Annotated in this window: 1 pseudogene; it reads left to right on the top strand. The window is 42.9% G+C overall.

The features are described from left to right. Positions 1-1,184 (top strand): annotated as a pseudogene (locus tag Q9Q35_RS01245) (hypothetical protein); the annotation flags it as partial.

Consider the following 1,184-nt stretch of genomic DNA (forward strand, 5'->3'; position numbering starts at 1 on the left):
CAGGTGAAGTGACATATGGTGAATGGGACCGCCCAGAAGATATCTGGGAAGCATTTGATGCACCAGAGTACGAGAACTACACGACAGATACGATCAAGATCGATAATAAGACTATCAAACCAGGTATGGGAGATGAAGAGACCGCTATCTATTATACAGCGAGCATTCAAACCGAATTGGAAGAACGAGTGATCAATCGGACGATCATTTGGAATATGCCAGATGGTACGACACGAGAAGAGGTCCAAAGTGTGACATTCAAACGCGAAGTAAAGACAAACTTAGTGACAGGTGAAGTGACTTGTGGTGAATGGGACCTAGCTCTAACTAAATTTGAGGCTGAGAAGTCACCTGAGATCGAAGGGTATGTGCCTTCGATAAGAGAAGTTGAAGAGATCATTGTAGACCCAGATAGCCAAAGTACAAAAGTCGTGATCGATTACTATAAAATCGATCAAGAATCTAAAGATGTAAAAAGAACATTTACTGTTCGAGTCGTTGATGGTATCTTGCCTCGAAGTTTATCTATTGGTGGTGATGGCTCACAACATGTTCAAGTTGTAACATTTATCCGAACTGTTTATTTAAATGCAGAAGGTAAGGTCGTTGCTTATGGTGATTGGGAGAAAGCTGAAGAAAAATTTGAAGGGTTTGCGATCCCACAACTTGAAGGTTATACTACTCGACGAACGGCTATTGAAGAACAAATAGTGACCCCAGATATGGAAGACGTGGAAGATGAGATCTTGTATGTAGCCTATGCATCACACGAAGACACTAAAGAAGTTATCCGTAAAATCACGATCACAGACCCAGATGGTAAGACACATGTTGTTGAACAAAAAGCGACCTTTACACGTCAGATATTGATCGATCAGTTTACTGGACAAAAAACTGTGGGTGACTGGAGTGTTGAAAAAAGTACACTTGATGGGATCGACTTGCCAGAAGTTGAAGGCTATAAACCATCACAACAAGTTGAAGCCTTAGAGGTAACACCTGATTCAGAAGATATCGAAGTGACCATCACTTATGAAAAAGTGACCCCAGAGACTCCAGAAGGTCCAGGTAACGAAGAAGAGACGCCAGGAACTCCAGAAGGCCCAGGTAACGAAGAAGAGACGCCAGGAACTCCAGAAGGTCCAGGTAACGAAGAAGAGACGCCAGGAACTCCAGAAGGCCCA

It is taken from the genome of uncultured Ligilactobacillus sp., from assembly GCF_948826705.1.
GTDB lineage: Bacteria > Bacillota > Bacilli > Lactobacillales > Lactobacillaceae > Ligilactobacillus.